Source organism: Streptomyces chengmaiensis, from assembly GCF_029846775.1.
In the GTDB taxonomy this organism is placed as follows: domain Bacteria; phylum Actinomycetota; class Actinomycetes; order Streptomycetales; family Streptomycetaceae; genus Streptomyces; species Streptomyces chengmaiensis.
Map to the genome: position 1 here is coordinate 1 of NZ_JARWBG010000068.1, position 15,247 is coordinate 15,247.

Annotated in this window: 13 protein-coding genes; 7 read left to right on the forward strand and 6 right to left on the reverse strand. The window is 72.6% G+C overall.

Annotated elements, in window-relative coordinates; all coding sequences use genetic code 11:
- Positions 1-152: 152 nt before the first annotated feature.
- The 3 genes from QCN29_RS32820 to QCN29_RS32830 form a co-directional block, all read right to left on the reverse strand.
- Positions 153-1,154 (reverse strand): proline racemase family protein, encoded by a 1,002-nt coding sequence (locus tag QCN29_RS32820; RefSeq protein ID WP_279932726.1) that lies wholly within the window; start codon positions 1,152-1,154, stop codon positions 153-155.
- On the reverse strand, positions 1,154-2,077 hold the full coding sequence (locus QCN29_RS32825; protein ID WP_279932727.1) for a dihydrodipicolinate synthase family protein: 924 nt from the start codon (positions 2,075-2,077) through the stop codon (positions 1,154-1,156). Before QCN29_RS32825 ends, QCN29_RS32820 begins: the two co-directional genes overlap by 1 nt.
- Positions 2,078-2,197: 120 nt before the next feature.
- Positions 2,198-3,646 (reverse strand): aminopeptidase P family protein, encoded by a 1,449-nt coding sequence (locus tag QCN29_RS32830; protein ID WP_279932729.1) that lies wholly within the window; start codon positions 3,644-3,646, stop codon positions 2,198-2,200.
- Positions 3,647-3,812: 166 nt separating this feature from the next.
- On the opposite strand from QCN29_RS32830, the gene QCN29_RS32835 reads away from it, so the two are divergent.
- The 7 genes from QCN29_RS32835 to mmuM all read left to right on the forward strand — a co-directional run bounded on the left by QCN29_RS32835 (position 3,813) and on the right by mmuM (position 11,429).
- The gene (locus QCN29_RS32835; protein ID WP_279932730.1) at positions 3,813-6,179 is read left to right on the forward strand and encodes a collagenase; all 2,367 of its coding nucleotides are present in this window, start codon (positions 3,813-3,815) and stop codon (positions 6,177-6,179) included.
- 148 nt (positions 6,180-6,327) lie between these two features.
- Complete coding sequence (locus QCN29_RS32840) at positions 6,328-6,771, forward strand: cell division protein SepF (RefSeq protein WP_279932731.1); 444 nt, start codon at positions 6,328-6,330, stop codon at positions 6,769-6,771.
- A 56-nt stretch (positions 6,772-6,827) separates the two neighbouring features.
- On the forward strand, positions 6,828-8,147 hold the full coding sequence (locus tag QCN29_RS32845) for an ATP-binding protein (protein WP_279932732.1): 1,320 nt from the start codon (positions 6,828-6,830) through the stop codon (positions 8,145-8,147).
- Positions 8,147-8,497 carry a nucleotide pyrophosphohydrolase gene (locus QCN29_RS32850; protein ID WP_279932733.1) on the forward strand — a complete coding sequence of 117 codons (351 nt, stop codon included), beginning with the start codon at positions 8,147-8,149 and terminating at the stop codon, positions 8,495-8,497. Before QCN29_RS32845 ends, QCN29_RS32850 begins: the two co-directional genes overlap by 1 nt.
- A gap of 152 nt (positions 8,498-8,649) precedes the next feature.
- On the forward strand, positions 8,650-9,228 hold the full coding sequence (locus QCN29_RS32855) for a DUF6099 family protein (RefSeq protein ID WP_279932734.1): 579 nt from the start codon (positions 8,650-8,652) through the stop codon (positions 9,226-9,228).
- A gap of 304 nt (positions 9,229-9,532) precedes the next feature.
- Positions 9,533-10,465 (forward strand): LLM class F420-dependent oxidoreductase, encoded by a 933-nt coding sequence (locus tag QCN29_RS32860; RefSeq protein ID WP_279932735.1) that lies wholly within the window; start codon positions 9,533-9,535, stop codon positions 10,463-10,465.
- 61 nt (positions 10,466-10,526) lie between these two features.
- Positions 10,527-11,429 carry a homocysteine S-methyltransferase gene (mmuM, locus tag QCN29_RS32865; RefSeq protein WP_279932736.1) on the forward strand — a complete coding sequence of 301 codons (903 nt, stop codon included), beginning with the start codon at positions 10,527-10,529 and terminating at the stop codon, positions 11,427-11,429.
- Positions 11,430-11,636: 207 nt separating this feature from the next.
- Here mmuM and QCN29_RS32870 read toward each other — a convergent pair whose 3' ends face one another.
- The 3 genes from QCN29_RS32870 to QCN29_RS32880 are packed head-to-tail and all read right to left on the reverse strand — an operon-like array spanning position 11,637 to position 15,050.
- Positions 11,637-11,951, reverse strand: a complete 315-nt coding sequence (locus tag QCN29_RS32870) for an SCO4225 family membrane protein (protein WP_279932737.1) — start codon at positions 11,949-11,951, stop codon at positions 11,637-11,639.
- A gap of 31 nt (positions 11,952-11,982) precedes the next feature.
- A complete protein-coding gene (locus tag QCN29_RS32875) occupies positions 11,983-12,663 on the reverse strand; it encodes a response regulator transcription factor (protein WP_279932738.1) in 681 nt (226 codons plus the stop codon).
- Positions 12,660-15,050, reverse strand: a complete 2,391-nt coding sequence (locus QCN29_RS32880) for a sensor histidine kinase (RefSeq protein ID WP_279932739.1) — start codon at positions 15,048-15,050, stop codon at positions 12,660-12,662. Before QCN29_RS32880 ends, QCN29_RS32875 begins: the two co-directional genes overlap by 4 nt.
- Positions 15,051-15,247 lie beyond the last annotated feature (197 nt).

The following is a 15,247-nucleotide window of genomic DNA, read 5'->3' on the forward strand; positions in this document are numbered from 1 at the left end:
GGCGGCCGCGCCGCCCAGCGCGGGCGCCGCCGCCCGCGCCCGTACGACCGCGTCGGCCGTGGCCCGGGCGCCGGTCGCGGGCAGCTCGCACACCACATCGGCGGGATCGGCAGGGTTGACCGACCGTACGGAATCGGCGTCATGGGTGTGGTTCACAGCAGGAAGCCCCCGGGGAACGGGTCGGAAGGGTCGAGGAAGTGCTGGGCGGCGCCGGTGATCCAGGCCCGCCCTGTGATGGACGGCTCCACCGCCGGCAGTCCGCCGACCGTCGTCTCGGCGGTCAGCCGTCCGGTGAACCGCGTGCCGATGAAGGACTCGTTGACGAAGTCGCGGTGCAGCGACAGCTCGCCGCGCGCATGGAGCTGGGCCATCCGGGCCGAGGTGCCGGTGCCGCAGGGCGAGCGGTCGAACCAGCCCGGATGGATCACCATCGCATGGCGGGAGCGGACGGCGTCGGAGCCGGGCGCGGCCAGATACACATGCTTCACCCCGGTGATCGCGGGGTCCTCGGGGTGTACCGGCCGCTCCGCGGCGTCGACGGCCGCCATGACCGCCATCCCCGCGGCGAGGATGTCGTCCCGGCGGGCCCGCTCGAAGGGCAGTCCGAGGCTCTCCAGCGGGACGACGGCGTAGAAGTTGCCGCCGTAGGCCAGGTCGTAGGTGACGGTGCCGTACCCCGGCACGTCCGTCTTCCGGTCCAGCGCCAGGCAGAACGACGGCACATTGGCGAGCGTCACCGAACGCGCCGCGCCGTCCTCCACCCGTACCTCCGCGGTCACCAGGCCGGCCGGCGTGTCCAGGCGGACGGTGGTCACGGGTTCGACGACGGGCACCATGCCGGTCTCCACCAGGACCGTCGCCACCCCGATCGTGCCGTGTCCGCACATCGGCAGCAGCCCGGAGACCTCGATGAACAGCACGCCCCAGTCGGCGTCCGGGCGGGTGGGCGGCTGGAGGATCGCCCCGCTCATCGCGGAGTGGCCGCGCGGCTCGTACATCAGCAGCGTGCGCAGCTCGTCCATGTGCTCGATGAAGTGCCGGCGGCGCTCGGCCATGGTCGCGCCGGGGATCACCCCGACGCCGCCGGTGACGACACGGGTGGGCATGCCCTCGGTGTGCGACTCGACGGTGTGCAGCACGCGACGTGTGCGCATCAGCCGCACCCCTCCGCGAGCGCCTTCTCCGTCGCCGCGCGCACCGCGGCCGCCCGCTGGGCGGAGAGCGGCGAGCGGGGCGGGCGCACCGGTCCGCCCGGGCGGCCCGCGATGTCCATGGAGAGTTTGATCGACTGGACGAACTCGGTCTTCGAGTCCTCGCGCAGCAGCGGGTGCAGTGTGCGGTACAGCCGCAGGGCCGTGGTGTGCTCTCCGGAGACGGCGGCGCGGTACAGCTCGGCGCAGGAGCGGGGGAGCGCGTTGGGGTAGCCGGCGATCCAGCCGACCGCTCCGGCGACCGCCAGCTCCAGCAGGACGTCGTCCGCGCCGACCAGCAGATCCAGCTCCGGGGCGAGTTCGGCGATCTCGTAGGCCCGCCGGACGTCGCCGCTGAACTCCTTGACCGCCGCGATCGAGCCCCGTGCGTGCAGCTCCGCCAGCAGGGGCGGGGTGAGGTCGACCCGGGTGTCGCTCGGGTTGTTGTAGGCGACGACCGGCAGCCCGACGCGCGCCACCTCGGCGAAGTGCGCCCGCACGGACGCGTCGTCGGCCCGGTACGCGGTCGGCGGCAGCAGCAGCACCGAGCCCGCCCCGGCGCGCGCCGCGGCCTCGGCCCACCGCACGGCCTGCGCACTGCCGTACCCGGCGACCCCGGGCATCACCCGGTCCCCGCCGCCCGCCGCCTCGACGGCGGTGGCCATCACCCGCTCCCGCTCGGCGTCGCTCAGCGTCTGGTACTCGCCCAGCGACCCGTTGGGCACGACCCCGTCGCAGCCGGAGTCGATCAGCCAGCGGACGTGGTCGGCGTAGGCGTCGTAGTCGATGGAGAGATCCTCGCGCAGCGGCAGCGCGGTGGCGACCATGATGCCGCGCCAGGGGTGCTCACGGCGCGACGGTTGGTGATGAATGGTGCGGGAGTTCATGAAATGTCTCGCTTCCCTTTGTATGACGTGTGACATTTTACTGTGTGGTGGGGGTGCCCCTCAAGAGCCACGCCAGACGGCGCGAGCGAGAGGAGTCGGTAGCGGGCGGGGCGTCGCGCCTCACCCTTCCAGCAGCGCGCCCATCCATTCCTCGATCGCGCCGGGTGTCCTCGGCAGCGCGCCCGACATCAGCCGCGCCCCGTCCTCGGTGATCAGCAGGTCGTCCTCGATGCGGACGCCGAGGCCGCGCAGCTCCGGCGGAAGGGTCTCGTCGTCGGGCTGGAGGTAGAGACCCGGTTCGACGGTGAGCACCTGGCCGGCCTCCAGGACCCCGTCGAGGTAGGTCTCCGCCCGCGCCTTCGCGCAGTCGTGGACGTCGAGGCCGAGCATATGGCCGCTGCTGCACAGCGTGTAGCGCCGGTACAGCCCGCTCTCCGGTCGCATCGCCTCATCCGCGGAGACCTTCAGCACCCCCCACTCCGCGAGCCCTTCCGCGATCACCCGCATCCCCGCCTGATGGAAGTCCCGGAAGCTCGCTCCGGGTTTCAGCGCCGCGATGCCCGCCTCCTGGGCCGCCAGGACCAGTTCGTACACCTGGCGCTGCACCGGGGAGAAGCGCCCGGACAGGGGGACGGTGCGGGTGACGTCCGCGGTGTAGAGCGTGTCGGTCTCCACGCCCGCGTCGAGCAGGAGCAGCTGTGAGCGGTCGAGGGGGCCGTCGTTGCGTGTCCAGTGCAGTACGCACGCGTGCGCGCCGGATGCTGCGATCGTCTCGTACCCGGTGCCGTTCCCCTCGGCCCGTGCGCGCAGCTGGAAGACGCCCTCGATCCAGCGTTCGCCGCGCGGATGGGCCAGCGCGCGCGGCAGCGCCCGTACGACGTCCTCGAAGCCGCTGACGGTGTGGTCCACGGCCAGCTGCAGCTGGCCGACCTCCCAGGCGTCCTTCACCAGGCGCAACTCGGCGAGCGCCGCGGCCAGTTCCATGCCGGGGTCGACGCCGCCCAGCGTCCGCGTGGTCGGCGCGGGGCCGGTGAGGAAGCCCTCAAGGAGGTCGAGATGCCGGCAGCGGATGCCGGTGAGCCGCTCCGACTCGGCCGGATCGGGGCGGCGGCCGACCCAGAACTCCCCGTACCGGCGGTCGCGGTAGAACCCGTCCCCGGCGTCGGGCCCCCGCGGCGACCGGGGCCGTGCGAACAGCACCGCCTCGTGCCCCGGCGCGCCGCCCGCGCCGGTCCCGCACGGTTCCAGGACCAGAACGTGCCCCGCCTGCTCCTCGCCCGTCAGTCCGGTCAGCCAGGCGTACGCGCTGTGCGGCCGGAAGCGGTGATCGCAGTCGTTGGAGCGGACTTTGAGCTCCCCGGCGGGCACGACCAGCCGCTCGCCGGGGAAGCGGGCGGACAGCCGCGCCCTGCGCGCGGGGGTGACGTCCGCGGCGGCCAGGCGGATGTCTTCGGGCAGCGGGGAGGCCGCCCAGCCCTGCGCCATGAAGGCGGCGAGCGCAGGCGAGACGGCCAGGTCGTGGCTGCCTACGTTCGCCGACGCGGGGCGGGCGGCTGCCTGTTCGGACATGGATCCTCCAGGAGTGCAGATGGACGAGAAAGAACCAACGGGTTGTCAGTGCAATTTCACATTACTATGTTACGGGTCACACCTCGGAGTCGTCATCCTCGACGAGGTGCCGAAGCACCAGCCGCCGCAGCGCAGTTCCCACCTCCCACAACCCCCAGGAGCACACGTGTCCCATCGCCGTACCCTGCGCAGAACCCTTCTCGCAGCCGCGATCTCCACAGCGCTCGCCGCCCCGCTGCTCGGCGCGTCCCAAGCCTCCGCAGGGCCGCAGACCAGCACCGGCGCTCCCGTCGCCGCCCAACAGCCCACCGCCGAGAACCCCTTCGACCACGTCGACCGGCGAGGAGCCGCACCCACGGCCGTCCACGCCGAGAACCTCGCCCCCGGCGGCGGCGTCGCGGCCGGCCGCATACCCGGCGACGTCGCCCGCGGCGACGGACCGAGACCCGAGGCGAACGCCGCGGCCGACGCCCCCGCCCAGCCGCCGCACGCCCTCGACGGCGCCGTCCCCTGCACCCTCGACGGCATCGCCGGACTGTCCCCGGACCGCTTCGCCGACTTCCTCGCCGATCCCGCCGTCACCGTCGACGGCTGCCTCTCCGGCCTGATCTGGACCTGGGACGCGAGGCTCGCGCCCGTCATGTCGGACGCCCACGTCCAGACCGTCGCCCGCCGGATCACCGCCCTCGCGCCGAACCACGACGGCAGGAACGGCAGCAACCTGTACGAGATGTTCACCTATCTCCACGCCGTCGCGTACCACGACTTCTCACACGAGGAGATCGACCTCACCGACCCGCCCACCGTGGCCGCCGTCCGCGACGCGGTCCACGCCTTCGGCGAGGCCCGCCGCACCTTCCGGGCGACCCGCAGCAACGCCGACACCCTGCGCGAGGCCCTCTACGCGGCCAGCGCCGAGGGCCTGCGCCACCACCAGCTCGGCCTGATCCAGAAGGTGCTGGCCACCATGGGCGAGTACCACGGCGCCACCTACGCGGACCCGGCCTGGGGCGGCGCCGCGCTCGCCGCGCTCAGCGTCAACTACCTCGGCGTCTACCCCGGCAACCAGGACACCGCCTTCCACGACGCCGTCGCCGGCGACCCCTACTACCGCCAGAGGTTCATGGACTTCGTCGACCACACCCACCTCGTGGGCACGCCCAACGAGTGGACGGTCCGCGACGCCCTGAGCGAGTACGCCCGGTTCGGCCAGATCGACTCCCTGCGCGACGAGATCGTCAATGAACTGGGCTGGTTGCTCGGCCAGACCGTCCGCAACTACGGCAAGGGCAGCGAGCCCTGGGCGAAGATCGCCTCCTGGCTCAACCACTACGACGCCTGCAAGCCGTACAAGGTGTGCATCGAGGACATCGAGAAAGAGCTGTTCCCGCACACCTATCTCTACGACAACGGCACGATCAGGGTCCGCACCGGACTCGACCGCGCCGTCGTCGACCAGCTCTACTACGCGAGCAAGCAGGTCAGGGCGCAGTTCCACCGCGTCGTCGGCAGCACCGAGCCGCTCGCGGGCGACGTCAACGACGTGCTGAACATCGTGCTCTACGCCTCCCGCGCGGACTACGAGACCTACCATCCGCTGCTCACCGGCATGGGCACGAACAACGGCGGCATCTACATCGAGCGCGGCGCGACCTTCTACACCTACCAGCGGCGCGTCCCGCAGGACTCCTCGCTGACCCTGGAGGAGCTGTTCCGCCACGAGTACGTCCACTACCTCAACGGCCGCTTCGCCGTGCCCGGCTACTTCGGAGAAGGCGCCTGGTACCGGGGCGACCGCACCACCGCGATGGACGAGGGGACCGCGGAGTTCTTCGACGGCGCGACCCGCGACGAGGGCATCGCCGTCCGCAAGTCCCTGGTGCGCGGCATCATCGACGACACCGCCGGCGGCGGTCCCCGGATGTCCGTGAACCGGATACTGCACGCCACCTACGACGGCGACGGCTTCCGCTTCTACTCGTACGCGGGCGCCTTCTTCGAGTACCTCTGGCAAGAACGCCCCTCCCTGATCCAGGAGATGTACCGGCATCTGCGCGCCGACGACCCGGCGGCGTTCGACGCCTGGCGTACCCGCCTCGGCTCCGACGCCGCGCTCCAGCGGGGGTACGACGCCTTCCTGGACGCCCAGATCGCCAAGGTGGACGAGCTGTTCACGCCCGACACGACATACGTCCCCGGAGGGGAGCTGAGGTACGCGACGGCTGGCGAGGTGCGTGCCGCGTTCGCCTCCGCGACGTACAACACCCCTGAGTGCGAGGACAACGGCGACACGTCGGGCAAGGCGCGCTTCGTCTGCACGGGCCGCATCACGGCGAACCTCTCCGACTCCGGCGACCCGAACCGGGTGTTCAAGGACATGTCGGAGACCGTCGACTACTTCATCCTGGACCGCAGCCTCAAGGGAGGGAACAACTTCAACGACATGAACTGCTCCTTCGGCCCGGTCGACATCTGGTCCTCGGGCCGCGCGGGCACCTCGGGCTTCAGCTGCGAGGGCCCGCTGCGCCGCTGACCGCCGCTGCGGCCCCTGCCGCTGGTCGCCCGATCCGACGGATCCCGCCACTGACCTGCGCATCCATCCCTCCCGTCACTCGAATTCCACCTTTCACTCGTCCGTGTCGCTGTTGGGCCGGGCGGGTGAGGGGCGGGAGGATGGAGCCATGAGTAGGTACGAGAGGTACGACGCCACCGACGAACAGTGGGAGGGCCTCGCGGAGGTCGTCCCGCTGCGCGGTCGCAACGAGTGGCCGTCGCAGGGCGATCACCGCACCATCCCGAGGGAGTACGGCGCCCGGGCCGCGGCCGGCGCAGCCGGTCCGTCCGCGGCCCGGGACTCCGCCGAGCAGCGCCGGATGGTCGTCCTCCGTGTGCAGATCTTCGCCGACGCGCGCGAGGTGGCCGAGTACCTCGTCGCCCGGATACCCGTGCTGCTCGATCTCACCAGCGCGGACGCCGATGTGGCCAAGCGGGTCCTCGACTTCAGCAGCGGCGTCGTCTTCGGGCTCGGCAGCGCCATGCACCGGGTCGACCGGAACGTCTTTCTGCTCACGCCGGTCGGCACGGAGGTGGAGGGCGTCGCGGCCGCGGCCGTCCCCCATTCGTAGGAAGGAGGAGAGGAGGGAACGGTTCGCCGCGCGGAGCGCTCCCTAGCGTCCTGATCATGACGCCCTCTCTCCAGCGGCCCGTGGTCACGGAGCTGCGCCTTTCGCCCTTCGCCGCACACCGGGACACGACCGTGCCGCTCGCCGCCCCGCTCACACTGCTCGCCGGGCCGAGCGGCAGCGGCAAGTCGACCGCCCTGCGGGCGTACGAGGGGCTGGCGCGGCTGGCGGCGGGCGAGGAACTCGCCGCGGCGTTCCCCGACCCCGCGGCCTGTGTGCCGGAAGGGGCCGGCGTGCTGGACGGGCCTGCTGCGTTGGATGGGGCGGCCGCGTGGGACGGGCCTGCTGCGTGGGACGGGGCCGGGGCGTGGGACGGGGCCAGGGCGTTGGACGGGGCCGGCGCGTTGGACGGGCCTGCTGCGTTGGATGGGGCGGCCGCGCCGGTAAGTGCCGTCGACCGCGGCCCGTTCCGCATCGGCTGCACCGTGGACGGCCCGGACGGACCCGTGCGGCTCGATCTGGCGGTACGGGCCGAGCCCCGGCTCCGCATCGTCGGCGAACGGCTGACCAGCGGCGGGACCACGCTGCTCAGCACCGCCCCGGTGCGAGGCCGCGGACACCGGCGCGTGCAGGCCGCCTGGCACACGCATGACGCCTCCGGCGCGGGCGGCGCCCGTGGCACCCGCGCAGCCACCCGCGCCGTCCTGCCGGACGACCGGCTCGCCACCGCCCTGCTGCCGCTGCATGTGGCGGGCAGGACGGAGGGGCAGTTGCGGGTGCTGGCGGCGGCCGAGCAGACGGTGGTGGCGCTGCGTTCGCTGTTCGCCTGCGACCCCCAGCCGGAGCGGATGCGCCGCCCCGCGCCCGAGGGGGACGGCAGGCTGCTGCGCGGCTGCGGCAATCTCGCCGACGTGCTGCACCGTACGCGCAGCGAGTGCGCGCGACGGCACGGACGGCTGGCCGCGGCGGCGCGGGCCGGATGCGCGGGCCCGGTCGCGGACCTCACCGCGGAGGCGCTCGCCGACGGCACCGTGCGGGCGTTGCTGGACCGGGGCGCGGGGCGCGCTGCCACTCCCGTGGAACGGCTCGGGGACGGCGAGTTGCGCTTCCTGGCGCTGGCGCTCGTCCTGCTCACGGGCCCCGGGGTGCTGGCCGTGGAGCAGGCCTCCGAGATCCCGTCGGCGTATCAGACCCTCGCGGTGCTCGCCGACGGACTCGACCGCTGCCTGGACGCCGCACAGCTGCGCGAACTGCTCGCGCTGGCGGCGGAGATGTGTGCCCGCGGACATATCCGGCTGGTGGGCACAGTCACCGATGCCACTGCTGCCTCAGTTGCGCGTGGGGTGGAAGGGGCGAGCATGGTAGACCTTCACCTGTGATGACCGATGACGCGCACTGCGGAGAAGAGCGGAGACCGACCGTCGAGGGACTCCAGCGGAGGCTGGCCGACTTCGCCGCCGCCCGGTCCTGGCAGCCGTATCACACGCCCAAGAACCTGGCGACGGCGTTGAGCGTCGAGGCGTCCGAACTGGTGGAGATCTTCCAATGGCTGACCCCCGAGGAGTCGGCGGGGGTGATGCGGGACGAGGCCGCGGCGCACCGGGTGCGGGACGAAGTCGCCGATGTGTTGGCGTATCTGCTGCAGTTCTGCGAGGTGCTCGGGGTGGACGCGCTTGCGGCGCTGTCCGAAAAGATCGACCGGAACGAGCTCCGATTCCCCGTCGAGTGATCGCTGTTCATCACTCTATGGAGTCACAGAGTTATCCACAACAGCCTTCCTGTCCACAGATTTCCGAAATCCCCTGGCCTTACGGCTCAACGCGCTTCACTCTGGGTAATACCTCTGTGGGCAGATTAGTCGTACGAACGGGGGCGGCGTACATGGACGCGGAGAGGCTCATCGCAGCAGGGCGGGACGCACTGGCCCGGGGCGGGACCGTGCCCGAGATCCTTGTCGAGGCATGGCAGGCCCAGATCCTGGCCCAGGCGATCGGCGCGAGACTGGCGTTGTGCGGACCGGTGGAGCTGAGAGGCGAGGCGCGGGCGCTCAGCGAGACCGGCGGGCGGGGGTGCGCCGGGCTGGACTGCCCCACGGTGCGCGCGGATGGAGTCCGGGCGGCGAAGCTGACCCGGGTCGCCGACGAGCGGGGCACGCTGCTCGCGCTGAACGCACTGCTGGGGGAAGTGGGCATGGCCCTCGTCGGCGTCGCCTGCGCCACCGACGAGGAGGGGCTGTACTGGCAGTGCATCGAGGCGATAGACGCCGCCGACGAGTCGAGCGACCGGGTGCGGGGGATGCTGAGACGGCTGGCGGCGCGTGACCCCGAGCGGGCGGAGAGGCCCCCCGAGGCGGTCAGAGGCCGAGGGGACCCCATCGTGGAGCGGGCCAAGCTGTCCGCACTGCCGGAGGGACCCGACTTATGCGCCCCCGACTCGGTGGACTCGACGGCGGGCCCATGACGCCTTCGGCGGACGGGGACGCTCAGACGTCGTCGCCCCGGTGGCCCTGCCCGCCCCTCCGGTCGGCGGACTGAAGGTCGGCGTCGGGGAGCGGCGACACGTCAGATGGACGCACCGGCGGCGGCTGCCGGCGCGCGGGCCGGGCGGTCCGGCTCCGCCCGAGCCAACGACACTCCGTACGGGCCGGTCACAGGGCCTGCCGGACACGGCGCGCCGGGTTGACGTGATTTCACCCGACCGTGCAGATGGCGGACAGTTGACGCCCGGACCGTTGACGGCCGTTCGAAGGTGCAGGATGGATTCCATGGATCTTCGAATCTTCACCGAACCCCAGCAAGGGGCCTCCTACGACACGCTCCTCACGGTCGCCAAAGCCGCCGAGGAGCTGGGCTTTGACGCCTTCTTCCGCTCCGACCACTATCTGCGCATGGGCGCCGGCTCCGCCGCCGACGGGCTGCCCGGCCCCACCGACGCCTGGATCACCCTCGCCGGGCTGGCCCGCGAGACCCGCCGGATTCGCCTCGGCACCCTCATGACGGCCGGCACCTTCCGGCTGCCGGGCGTGCTGGCCATCCAGGTCGCACAGGTCGACCAGATGTCGGGCGGCCGGGTCGAACTGGGCCTGGGCGCAGGCTGGTTCGAGGATGAGCACCGGGCGTACGGCATTCCGTTCCCCAAGGAGAAGTTCGCCCGCCTCGAGGAGCAGCTGGCCATCGTCACCGGTCTGTGGGGGACCGCGGTGGGCCGCACGTTCTCGTACGAGGGCCGGCACTACCGGCTCACCGACTCCCCGGCGCTGCCCAAGCCCGCCCAGCGCAAGCTGCCGGTCCTCATCGGCGGCCACGGCGCCAGCCGCACCCCTCGGCTGGCCGCTCAGTACGCGGACGAGTTCAACATCCCCTTCGCCTCGGTCGAGGACAGCGAGCGCCAGTTCGGCCGGGTGCGGGCCGCCGCACAGGCCATCGGGCGCGGCCCCGGCGAGCTGGTGTACTCCAACGCCCTGGTGGTCTGCGTCGGCAAGGACGACGCCGAGGTGGCCCGCCGTGCGGCGACGATCGGAAGGGAGGTCGAGGAGCTGAAGGCGAACGGCCTTGCGGGCTCCCCCGCCGAAGTGGTCGACAAGATCGGCCGCTATCAGGCGATCGGCGCCTCCCGGATCTACCTCCAAGTGCTGGACCTCGACGACCTGGAGCACCTGGAGCTGATCTCCTCCCAGGTCCAGTCCCAGCTCACCTGACCCGGCCCACCCGACCCGTCTTATCCCACCCCATCCATCTCACCGACCTGCCGAGACGACCATGAAGCCTTCCCGTGCACTCGCCGATGTGCTCGCCGAACGCGTCGTCCTCCTGGACGGCGGCCTGTCCAACCAGCTCCAGGCGCAGGGCTGCGACCTCTCCGACGACCTGTGGTCCGCCCGGCTGCTCGCCGACGGCCCCGGCCGGATCGAGGCGGCGCACACGGCGTATGCACGGGCCGGCGCGGAAGTTCTGATCACCGCCAGCTACCAGGCCACCTTCGAGGGCTTCGCCCGCCGAGGCGTCACCCGCCGGGAGACCGAAGCCCTCCTCACCCGCAGCGTCACCCTGGCCCGACGCGCCGCCGAGACGGTCCCCCACGAGGTGTGGGTCGCGGCCTCCGTCGGCCCCTACGGCGCCATGCTGGCCGACGGCAGCGAATACCGCGGCCGCTACGGCCTGAGCGTCGCCGAACTCACCCGCTTCCACCGCCCCCGCGTCGAAACCCTGGCCGCCGCAGGCCCCGACGTCCTCGCCCTCGAAACCGTCCCGGACGCCGACGAGGCGGAAGCCCTCCTGCGCGCCGCCGAGGGCTGCGGCATCCCGCTCTGGCTCACCTACACCGCCACCGCCGCCCACACCCGCGCCGGGCAGCCCCTCGCCGACGCCTTCGCACTCCCCGCCGCGACCCCCGCCGTCATCGCCGCCGGCGTCAACTGCGTCGCCCCCGCCGATGCCGCCTCCGCCGTCTCCATCGCCGCCGCCGTCACCGGCAGACCCGGAGTGGCCTACCCCAACAGCGGCGAGCACTGGACCCCCGCCCACGGCTGGCAGGGCGAGAAGACCTTCACCCCCGCCCGCCTCGCCGACTGGACCGCCGCCGGCGCCCGGCTGATCGGCGGCTGCTGCCGCGTGGGCCCACAGGACATCGCGGACCTCGCCCGGCTGCTCAAGGACGCCTGAGCGCGCCTCGGGCCGAGTGCCCCGTTCCCTCGAGGACGCAGCGACCGTCGGCACGGATCGCGCCACGCGAGGACCTGGCTGTCCACCGCGACCGCCGCCCGCACCGGACGGGCCGGCGGGTGGCTGGCCTGGCCGGTGGCGCGGGAGGCGGCGACGCGAGCTGATCAGGCCCAGGATCTGACCGGCGATTGGAAGGGGAGAACACGCTCAGGACGCGGGGCCCGGGCCGTTGCTGCGGCGCAGGGCGCGGGCGCACCAGCCGATGACCACGGCGTTGACCTCCGCCCCGAGGGCGACGGCGGTGATGAACCACACGGGCTCGTCCGGCAGCACGAGGAGGACGAGGCTGGCCGGGGCGGTGGCGAGCAGCGGGATGACGCCTGCCATGGACTCGCCCGAGTCGTCGCCCATGGTCGCTACGAGAGCCCACACGAGCAGGACGGCACAGACCGCCAGGTAGACCAGGGCGGCGGCCTCGCTGTGGGTGCGGCGCAGGCGGCGGGTAAAGGGTCGGTCTGTCATGGGGCCGGATTCCTTGATCGTGTCGCGGTGGTCAGAGGTGGCTGGCGGGTGGGTTCGGGCGGGCGAGGCCGAGGTCGTAGGCGAGGATCGTCGCTTGTACGCGGTCGCGCAGGCCGAGTTTGCGGAGCAGCGCGTTCACGTGGGACTTCACGGTGCCTACGGTGATGCCGAGTTGCTCGGCGATCTCCGAGTTGGTGAGGCCGGACGCGACCAGGGTCAGGACGCCCCGCTGGCTGCCGGTCAGGCTGTCCAGTTCGAGGGCGCTGCCGGCCGGGACCGCGGTGCCCGGACCGGACGCGTAGTGGCCGATGAGGCGGCGGGTCGCAGACGGGGCGAGCACGCTCTCACCGGCTGCCACCACCCGGATGCCCTGCAGCAGTTCGCAGGGGCGTACGTCCTTGAGGAGAAAGCCCGAGGCGCCGGCGCGCAGCGCGTCGAAGACGTACGCGTCGAGGTCGAAGGTGGTCAGGACGAGGACCCGGGGTGCGTCTTGGCGGCCGGTGATGATGCGGGTGGCGGCGATGCCGTCCAGTTCGGGCATGCGTACGTCCATGACGACCACGTCGGGTGCCAGCTCTTCGGCGAGCCGCACCGCGGCGGCGCCGTCGGCGGCCTCGCCGACGACCGTCATGTCCTCCTCGGCGTCGATCACGGCGGCGAACCCCGCCCGTACGATGCCCTGGTCGTCGACGACCAGCACCTTCAGGCTCATCGTTCCCTCTCCTTGTTGTCCGGGCTGTCCGGGTCGTCCGGGTCGTCCGGTGCGAGTGCGAGTGGCAGCCGGAGGCGGACCGTGCCCCGTGGGCCGGTCGTCAGGGTGCCGCCGAGTGCCGAGACGCGCGTGGTCAGCCGCTCCCGTACGTCCGTGTCGGCGGCGCAGGGCACCCCGGTGGCGGTGAGCGTCAACATGCCGTCGTCTGCGTCGAGTTCGAGCGTCGTCGGCTCCTTGCCGCCGGTCGCGAGTAGCGTCTCGGCGGCGTGGTAGGCGGTCAGGTCGAGGGCGGTGGACAGTCGTTCCGGTACGCGTTGGGTCCGTCGTATCTCGATGTCGCGGCCGGTGGCCTGGAGTTGGTGGGCGAGCAGGTCGAGCGCCTGGAGGGTGGGCTGCGGCCGTAGTTCGGGCTCTGTCTCGCCCTCCCGGACCGCATCGAGCAGGGAGCGCATCGCGGCGAGGGCCTCGCGGGCGCGTTCGGCGGTCATGTCGAGCCGGCCTGCCTCCGCCTCCGCGATCATGTCGGCGGTGCATGAGAGGACGGTGGTCTCCAGTCCGGCGGCGATTCTGCGTCGCTCGGCCCACGCGTCCCGGACGGCTTCCTCGGTGAAGGCGGCGAGGAGTTCGTTCTGCGTGCCGCGGTCTGCTCTCTCGCGCCGCCCGTGCAGGGCTCCTCCCCAGCGGGCCACGCCGACCGCGAGGGACGCCGCGGCCGTCGCCGACGCGGCGACGGCCCAGACGGGGACCGTCGTGCCTCGGTTCAGGACGGCTGCCGTCGCGGCTGCCGCGTGGGCTGCGACGGCGGCGATCGGGAGGGCCGACCGCGGCTTGAGCAGGCGGACTGGCAGCGCCATGCGCGGGGGACCTTCGCCACGTGTGCTGTCTGCGGCAGGGGACTCGCCGGCGACGGTGCGGGCAGCGTCCGCGGCGAGTGCCGCGCAGGGTGCGAGCAGGCTCAGCACAGGCGGCAGGACCACCGGACCGGTGTAGTCGCCCGTGGCCATCGCCACCGGCCACAGCAGGGCCAGACCGAACAGGACCCCATGGGCCGCGTGGGGCGCCCGGCGCAGCCACAGCAGCGCGACCGCCTGTGCCGCGGCCAGCAGCGCGAAGAGCACGCCCGCGGACACCGGCGTCCCGCTCGACGCTTCCTGCGCCCGGATAACCAGCGCCGGGAGCAGCGGCTGTACGACCAGGCCGACGGCGGCCGTCAGCTGCGCCAGGCGGTAGCTCCGCGGAACGGACGGCTCCATCGGGACTGCGCTCCGGCCCGGAAGGACCGCGCGCACCTCCCAACCGCCTTCCGCCGTCGGGCCGGTGGTGACGGTACCCCCCGCCTCCCGGGCCCGGGACCGCAGAAAGCCCTGGCCGCGGCCGCCGCCGAGCCCCGCACCGTGCGCCACCGCACCGGCTGGCGGTGCCGCGCTCGTCACCACGACGTCGGTGCGGGGGTCGCCGTATCGGACCCGCACGCTTGTATGCGCACCGGGGGCGTGCCGTGCCACGTTGGTCAGGGCCTCGCGCACGATGCCGTACGCCGCGTCGGCGACGGAACCGTCCGGCAGAGGGTCGATCTCGCAGCTCACCTGCTGGTCCAGGCGTCGGAACCCCGCGATCAGGGCCAGCAGCCGCTCCTTCGGTGGCGGCAGAGCCTCGTGGGAGGGCGCCGGGGCCCGTACCGCGCCGAGCGCGCGGGTGATCTCACGGCCGGTCTCGACCGCGAACTCGAGTGCTTCCCCGGCCAGTTCGGGCCGACGTTCGCGCAACCCGAGGGCCGCCCCCGCCGTGACCACCACGGCCGTCAGATGGTGGGCGCTGACGTCGTGCAACTCCCGTTCCATACGGTGCCGTTCGGCCGCAGGGAGACGATGGCGCTCGGACTCGGCCCGCTTCAGCAGTTGTGCGGCTGCTTTCCGCGCGCGGCTTCTGCGCCGTACGAGGAGGCCGGTGCCGCACGCGGTGGAGTACAGCACCGCAGTCAGGACGATGTCGAGTCCATTGCGGTCGCTGAGACCGTGCAGGCTGATGTCCCGCAGGAGCTGCCAGGCGGCGAGCGCCACCACGCACAGCACGACGGTGAGGGCATCGCCTTCGCTCGCCACGGTGAACAGGGCCAGCGCCACGCCCGCGGTGCCCAGAACCGCCGTCGCCCCGGCGGGCAGCGGCCCGGCGCCCAGTGCACAGGCCGCGGCGACCACGACGAGGACGGTCACCGGGCGGACCCGGCGCAGGGTCAGCGCGGCCGTCACCACCCCGGCTACCAGGGCCGCCACGAGAAGGGCGGACCCGGGCGGGACCGTGCCGCGCACCAGCGACGCCCCGGGCCACACTACGGCCTGGGCGCAGATCAGCAGGACCGGGAGCAGCCGGTCGTCGGTTCGATTCATGACGGAGCAAGGCTATGGCCGCAGTTGAGTGGCCCGGCTCCGGCTGGATGTCGATTCCGGTCTCATACCCTGGTTGCAGAGTCTCTACCTGCGGTTCGAGGCGCCAATCGTCCCGCGGCGCGAGGACGGCACCACAACCGGGGCCATAGGCTCGATCACATCGAGAACGCGGTCGGCGACCTCTGCTGCGACCACTT

Coding starts and splice junctions, on each gene's coding strand:
- QCN29_RS32880 (WP_279932739.1), bottom strand. CDS start 15,050: ATGAATCGAACCGACGACCGGCTGCTCCCGGTCCTGCTGATCTGCGCC.
- QCN29_RS32840 (WP_279932731.1), top strand. CDS start 6,328: ATGAGTAGGTACGAGAGGTACGACGCCACCGACGAACAGTGGGAGGGC.
- QCN29_RS32850 (WP_279932733.1), top strand. CDS start 8,147: ATGACCGATGACGCGCACTGCGGAGAAGAGCGGAGACCGACCGTCGAG.
- mmuM (WP_279932736.1), top strand. CDS start 10,527: ATGAAGCCTTCCCGTGCACTCGCCGATGTGCTCGCCGAACGCGTCGTC.
- QCN29_RS32845 (WP_279932732.1), top strand. CDS start 6,828: ATGACGCCCTCTCTCCAGCGGCCCGTGGTCACGGAGCTGCGCCTTTCG.
- QCN29_RS32860 (WP_279932735.1), top strand. CDS start 9,533: ATGGATCTTCGAATCTTCACCGAACCCCAGCAAGGGGCCTCCTACGAC.
- QCN29_RS32870 (WP_279932737.1), bottom strand. CDS start 11,951: ATGACAGACCGACCCTTTACCCGCCGCCTGCGCCGCACCCACAGCGAG.
- QCN29_RS32875 (WP_279932738.1), bottom strand. CDS start 12,663: ATGAGCCTGAAGGTGCTGGTCGTCGACGACCAGGGCATCGTACGGGCG.
- QCN29_RS32830 (WP_279932729.1), bottom strand. CDS start 3,646: ATGTCCGAACAGGCAGCCGCCCGCCCCGCGTCGGCGAACGTAGGCAGC.
- QCN29_RS32855 (WP_279932734.1), top strand. CDS start 8,650: ATGGACGCGGAGAGGCTCATCGCAGCAGGGCGGGACGCACTGGCCCGG.
- QCN29_RS32820 (WP_279932726.1), bottom strand. CDS start 1,154: ATGCGCACACGTCGCGTGCTGCACACCGTCGAGTCGCACACCGAGGGC.
- QCN29_RS32825 (WP_279932727.1), bottom strand. CDS start 2,077: ATGAACTCCCGCACCATTCATCACCAACCGTCGCGCCGTGAGCACCCC.